Source organism: Arthrobacter sp. STN4, assembly GCF_024539665.1.
Taxonomy (GTDB): Bacteria; Actinomycetota; Actinomycetes; order Actinomycetales; family Micrococcaceae; genus Specibacter.
Genome location: NZ_JAKZGX010000036.1, coordinates 24,341 through 30,482 on the forward strand (window position 1 = coordinate 24,341; position 6,142 = coordinate 30,482).

Genomic DNA, 6,142 nt, shown 5'->3' on the forward strand with positions numbered 1-6,142 from the left:
CGCCCTGCAAACGCCGCCAGCAGCTGACGATCCAGGCGGGCCCTACCCGTAGAGCCCGTTCAGCCAGGCACCCCAGGCCGTGCCCGCGGCCCCGCCGTCGGCACCGTCGGCAAACAGGTGGATGGTCATGCCCACCACGGCGCCGAATGCGTTGCGGCCAAAGAAGCGGTACATGGCGTCGGGCGTGCGCAGCCCCACGAAGTTCTCAGCCAGGTAGTCCACCACGGCGTCCACCGTGCCGACCCCCGGGATGGCGACGCTGACGTGTCCCCCGGCGCCGGCGTCGTGGATTCCCAGGGCGGACTTGACCGCATCAAAGGCGCCGGGGGCTTTGGACGCCGCGGGTCCCTGGACGTCGGCGAAGGCGGCCTGCTTCCCGGCAAAGTACTTCACGTACTGGCCAAGGGTGTGCTGGTAGAACGCGGTGTGCTTGGCGGCGCCGTCGTACTGGTTGTCCCAGTCCTCGAAAAACACGCCGCTGTGCACGTAGCGCAGCCAGGACTTGCCGCCTGGGCGCTCGGAGATGTCGTATTCGAGGGTGTTGAAGAAGCCGCCTTCGCCCTCCATGTGGTTGGCGAAGCGGTGCGGCGGCTCCCAGACGGTGACGGTGCTGCCGAACGGGCCCGCGCCGCCGAGCTTCGGCTCGATCTCCATGGGCCACAGCCAGCCCGAGTTGCCGAGCGTTGCGGCGTCAAACACCTGCTGCGGCGTGCCCTCGATTTCCGATTCGTGCACGATCTTGAATTCCTTGGCCATCATTGCTCCTTGGCGGGGCCGGGTGTTCCGGCGGGTAGTTGGGGGTGTGCTTCCGGCGCCTTGACGCCGGAAACCGGCTTGACGCTGGGGTGAAGTGCGACGACGAGGCGGTGCTTGCGCCCGCCGGCGGCGGTTGCGCTGTGGTACTTTTCCACGAGTTGGGCCGTGCCGGCCGCCAGCTCGGCGATGAAGGCCGCCCGGTCCGCGGCGCTGGCAAAGGTCAGCTCCCCGTCGAGGGCGAAGGTGGCCAGCCGCTTGTTGGCACGGTCGGCCCCGGTGATCAGGGCACCCACATCCCGGACCAGGCGGGCGGCCACGGCCAGCATCCAGCGGGCCGAGAGACGGTTGGGCTCCAGCGCGGGGTCCGGCGCGACGCCGGGCAGCGCGGCCGGGGAGATCACGAACGACCTCGCGGCGGCCCCCATGATCCGTTCCGTCACATTGCCCTTGCGGTGCTCCTCCACGAGCTGGACCAGGCCGTGCCTTTCCAGCTCCTTCAGGTGGTAGTTGACCTTCTGACGCGGGAGGCCGATCCGGGCCGCGACGGCGGCGGCCGACGCCGGGGTGCGCAGTTCGGCCAGCAGCCGGGCGCGGATCGGATCCAGCACCGCTGCGGCGGCTGCCGGCTCTTCGATCACTGCCACGTCCAACATGGATCCATCATGTCACCGAACAATTTATTTGTCCAGAATTATTTATTCTTCGGAGACCCCGTGGGACCGTGCAGGCTCAGCCCTCCAGCCAGGCCTTGAGCCGGCCCAGGCCCTCCTGGATGTCCCCCACCGGCAGGCCGGAGTAGGCCAGGCGGAGGTAGGAGCGGTCCTCCCCCGGCTGGGGCCGGCCAAAGTGCAGCCGGGTGCAGAACGACACCCCCGTCGCGTGCAGTGCCTCGGCGGCAAACGTCGGCAGGTCGGCGATGCCCTTGGCCGCCATCGCCTCGGTGACGTCGGGGAAGAGGTAGAAGGTGGCATTGGGCACGGCCACGGTGACCCCGGGCATGGAGTTCAGCAGCCCGGCGGTCGCATCGCGCCTGGCTTCCAGTTCGGCCAGGATCGCCTGGGGGCCGGACTGCCCGCCCAGGATCGCCTCCACGCCGGCGTACTGCACAAAGTGTGTGGTGCAGGACTCGTTGTTGGTGTTGAGTTTCGCAAAGGCCTCCGAGACCTTCTCGGGGGCGACGGCGCAGCCCAGCCGCCAGCCCGTCATGGCGAACTTCTTGCTGAACGTGTAGAGGATCACGGTGCGCTCGGCCATGCCGGGCAGTGCCGCGATCGAGTGCGAGGTGCCCGAGTAGCGCATCTCGAAGTACGCCTCGTCGGAAAGCACCCACAAATTGTGCCGCCGGGCCAGCTCGGCCACGGCCTCGCGCTCCGCGTCGGTGGACTCGGCGCCGATGGGGTTTTGCAGGTCGTTGTAAATGATGGCCTTGGTCCGGGGCCCGATCATCGACCTGACCTGCTCCAGGTCGATGGCGAAGCCGGCCGGCGTCGGAATGTAGCGGTAGGCGCGGGCCACGCCGCCGAAGTACTCGATCTGGCTTTCGTAGATCGGGTAGCCGGGGTTGGGGTAGAGGACCTCGTCCCCGGGGTCCATCAATGCCTGGATGAACTTGGTGATGACCGGCTTGCCGCCCGGGTGCACCGTCACCTGGCCGGGCGTGACGGCCATGCCCCGCTTGGCGCCAATGTCCTCGGCGAGCACTTCGCGCAGCAGCGGGATCCCGGCGCCCGGGCAATAGCCGGTCCTGCCCTCGGCGATGGCCTTGTCCATCGCCTCGACAATGTTTGCCGGGGTCGCCAGGTCGATGTCCCCGAGATGGAACGGGTAGATCCGATTGCCCTTCGCGGCCCATTCCGCCGCGGTCCTGGAGACCTCGAACGCGGTCTCGGTGCCGAGTCTGCCTAATCGCTGTGCAAGTTCCACGTGCCACCTCGCTGCCGGGTCATGGTTCCTCGCTGCCAAGGGCCCATTGGCGCCATCATAACCGACGGCTTGGGCGGAATGGGCCGGCGGCGGGAAATTTTTGTCCCGCCCCGTCCGCCAGCCGGCGGGAAGGAGCACTGCACCCACTGTGGGACGAATTTTGCGGACGGCAGGACCACGGTGGGATAGGCTCCCTTGTGTGAGCAAAAAGGACTTGGTGGTCAGCGTTCCGGACGAGGCCCTGCGCCGGGCGTTCGGTGACATTCCCGACGGCGTGGACGTCATCGAATGGGACATGGCGGGCCCTGCGCCCGTGGACGCGATCGACGTCGTGGTCCCTCCCTACATGAGCGGCACGGCCGTGCTCGCGGCGCTGGACGGCGTGGCGACCCAGCTCGTACAGAGCCAGTCGATCGGCTTCGACGGCGTGGCCGATGCCCTGCCGCCGGGCCACGTGTTCGCCAACGCGGTGTCCGTGCATGAAACCTCGACGGCGGAACTTGCCCTCGCGCTCATCCTCGCCTCCCAGCGGGGCCTGCCCGATTTTGTGCGCGCAGCGGGAGAGGGCACGTGGGCGCCCGCGCGGCACGCCTCCCTCGCCGACCGCACGGTGCTGCTCGTCGGTTACGGCGGCGTCGGCAAGGCCATCGAGGAACGGCTGCGCGGCTTCGAAACGACCGTGGTGCGCGTTGCCTCCCGGGCCCGCGACGGCGAAAACGGGCACGTGCACGGCATCGATGAACTCGCCGCGCTCCTTCCCCAGGCTGACATTGTGGTGGTCGGGGTGCCGCTGGGCGAGAACACCCGCCACCTCATCGACGACCGGTTCCTCTCACTCATGGAGGACGGGTCGCTGCTGGTGAACATTTCGCGCGGCGCCGTCGCGGACACGGGGGCGCTGCTGGAGCACGCCCGCCGCGGCCGCCTGCGGCTCGCACTGGACGTGACGGACCCCGAACCGCTGCCGGACGGCCATCCGCTGTTTGCCCTGCCGAACGTCCTGATCACCCCGCACGTCGGCGGTGCGTCCAGCGCCATGATGCCCCGGATGGCGCGCCTGCTGCACCGCCAGGTCAAAGCGCTCCTGCGCGGCGAAGACCCGGAGAACGTCGTCTTGCGCAGCTGACCGCGGCGGGGCCGCCCGGCGTCGAACGGGTTGCCCCGGGGCCCCTGGCGTGCCCGGCCGCCATCCCGCCGCCATCCGGTCCAACCCCCACGTTGGGGTAAAGTTGCATGCGCGGCCGGCAAGACACCGGCCTGCCTTATCCCCCCACCCATTGCCTGCCATGGCGGGGCCGGATTCGTGCGCACCGTGGCGCACCCCGTGTCACCCACTGCTCTCCCGCGAGAGCCAAGCTCCTGGAGTCGCCCCTTGACCATTGCCGAACGCCCACGCCCGGTCCGCAGCCAGATCACGGTCCTGGGCGCCCTGCGCTCACCGCGGCAGCTGTCCCGGGAGGTGCTCGCCGGCATGGTCACCACCCTCGCGCTGGTCCCGGAGGTCATTTCGTTTTCGATCGTCGCCGGGGTCGATCCCATGATCAGCCTTGTCGCCTCCATCGTGCTGGCCGTGACGATGTCGATCCTTGGCGGCCGCCCGGGGGTCATCACCGCCGCCGCCGGATCCGTCGCCCTCGTGATCGCCCCGCTCGTCCACGAGCACGGCGTCCGGTATGTCCTGCCGACGGTGGTCCTGGCCGGCCTCATCCAGATCATCTTTGGCCTGGGCGGGCTGGCCCGCCTGATGCGTTTCATCCCGCGGTCGGTGATGACCGGCTTTGTCAACGCCCTGGGTGTGCTGATTTTCATGGCGCAGGTGCCCCACGTGCTCAATGTCCCCTGGCTCGCCTACGTCCTGTTTGCCGTGACGTTCGGGATCATTTTCATCCTTCCACGTTTCACCAAGGCCGTCCCGTCGCCGCTGGTGGCGATCGTCATTGTCACGGCAATCGTCATCATTGCCGGCCTCGCCGTCCCGAACGTTGCCGACGAAGGCCCGCTCACCGGGTCAATGCCCGGGATCACGCCGTTTCTGGTGCCGCTGGACCTGGCGACCCTGCAGCTGATTTGGCCGACGGCGCTGAGCGTGGCGTTCGTTGGCCTCATGGAAACCCTGCTCACGTCCAAGCTCGTCGACGAAATCACCGACTCCCGCTCACACAAGGGCCGCGAGTCTTGGGCGCTGGGCGTTTCCAACATCCTGTCCGGGTTCTACGGCGGCATGGCCGGCTGTGCGATGATCGGCCAGACGGTCCTGAATGTGAAAACCGGCCAGGCCCGCACCCGCATCTCCACGTTCGTGGCCGGGGTGTTTCTCCTGGCCCTGGTGACCGGGCTCAGCGAGGTCATGGGGCAAATCCCGATGGTCGCCCTCGCCGCGGTCATGATGGTGGTCGCCGTGACCACCGTGGACTGGCACAGCCTCAAGCCGGCCACCCTGAAACGGATGCCGGTCCCCGAGACGATCGTCATGGGGGTCACCGTCGCCGTGGTGGTCCTGACCGGCAACCTCGCCTTTGGGGTTGTCGTCGGCGTCATCCTCGCCATGGTGCTCTTCGCGCGCCGGGTTGCCCACGTCATCAGCGTTGACCGGACCCTGGCGGACGACGGCGCGACGGTCCGGTATGCGGTGGTCGGGCCGCTGTTCTTCGGCAGCAGCAATGACCTGGTGGACCAGTTCGCGTACGCCGACGACCCGGCCGTGGTGGACATTGATCTCAGCCGGGCCCAGATCTGGGATGCCTCAACCGTTGCCGCCCTGGACTCCATCGAGACGAAATACCGCGACCACGGCGCCACCGTGACGATCACCGGCCTTGACGAGCGCAGCGCCGGGTTCCACCGGCGCCTCACCGGCCAGCTCGGCAGCTGACCGGGCCTGGGCCGATTCGGCTCGAAAAGCGGGCGGGGTGGCGGCGACCAGGTTACCGAAGGCCAGCGCGTCCGGCCCGTGCAGGAGGGGGCCGCACGTCCTCCGGTGTCGCAACGACTCCGGGAAACTGCTCGGGGAACAGCGTCGATGCCAGGAACGCCCCAGGCCTCCCATTTTCACCCTGGCCTGCGGGTTCCCCGGTACCGGTCTCCCCTCCCTGCAGCCCGGCGACGAGGCCGGCCGGTGCCGCAAAGGGATGCGGCCGGGCGGACTTCAGCGCCGGCTCCCGCCCTTCACCACCATTTCGGAGTCCCCGGCCCACAGCCCGGGGCCGCGTCCGAGTCACCCAAACGCGTGGAGCACCAGCAAAGGCAGGGCCTTTCCCGCTTGCGCAAATTGCCACCCGGATTACCATCGCGTCCAACACGCGCGGACGGTTCGGGCCGGATTCATGCGCTGCCCCGCCCCGTTACCTTTTTAGTAGCCCCTTAAACGAGTAAGAATTGGGGTTGTTGGCCTGTCGGTCCCGGCATGATTGAAGCCCCCAGTCATCAATGATCCGGGGGGTGTTGTCACCGGGAGTCGATAGGC

Annotated in this window: 5 protein-coding genes; 2 read left to right on the forward strand and 3 right to left on the reverse strand. The window is 68.4% G+C overall.

Going from position 1 to position 6,142, the window contains the following annotated elements; translation table 11 throughout:
- Window positions 1-42: 42 nt before the first annotated feature.
- From MMF96_RS17890 to MMF96_RS17900, 3 genes are all read right to left on the reverse strand, one after another.
- Window positions 43-759, reverse strand: a complete 717-nt coding sequence (locus MMF96_RS17890; RefSeq protein ID WP_218063106.1) for an SRPBCC domain-containing protein — start codon at window positions 757-759, stop codon at window positions 43-45.
- A complete protein-coding gene (locus tag MMF96_RS17895; RefSeq protein ID WP_256884308.1) occupies window positions 756-1,409 on the reverse strand; it encodes a helix-turn-helix domain-containing protein in 654 nt (217 codons plus the stop codon). The genes MMF96_RS17890 and MMF96_RS17895 overlap by 4 nt, the downstream gene beginning before the upstream one ends.
- Window positions 1,410-1,485: 76 nt before the next feature.
- Complete coding sequence (locus MMF96_RS17900; RefSeq protein WP_256884309.1) at window positions 1,486-2,679, reverse strand: pyridoxal phosphate-dependent aminotransferase; 1,194 nt, start codon at window positions 2,677-2,679, stop codon at window positions 1,486-1,488.
- 199 nt (window positions 2,680-2,878) lie between these two features.
- Here MMF96_RS17900 and MMF96_RS17905 point away from each other — a divergent pair, with 199 nt between their 5' ends.
- The gene (locus MMF96_RS17905) at window positions 2,879-3,805 is read left to right on the forward strand and encodes a 2-hydroxyacid dehydrogenase (protein ID WP_256884310.1); all 927 of its coding nucleotides are present in this window, start codon (window positions 2,879-2,881) and stop codon (window positions 3,803-3,805) included.
- A 246-nt stretch (window positions 3,806-4,051) separates the two neighbouring features.
- Window positions 4,052-5,551 carry a SulP family inorganic anion transporter gene (locus tag MMF96_RS17910; protein WP_256884311.1) on the forward strand — a complete coding sequence of 500 codons (1,500 nt, stop codon included), beginning with the start codon at window positions 4,052-4,054 and terminating at the stop codon, window positions 5,549-5,551.
- Window positions 5,552-6,142 lie beyond the last annotated feature (591 nt).

What these genes read in the sequence shown, in the direction of transcription:
- MMF96_RS17890 (WP_218063106.1), bottom strand. Translation starts at nt 759, where the DNA reads ATGATGGCCAAGGAATTCAAGATCGTGCACGAATCGGAAATCGAGGGC.
- MMF96_RS17895 (WP_256884308.1), bottom strand. Translation starts at nt 1,409, where the DNA reads ATGTTGGACGTGGCAGTGATCGAAGAGCCGGCAGCCGCCGCAGCGGTG.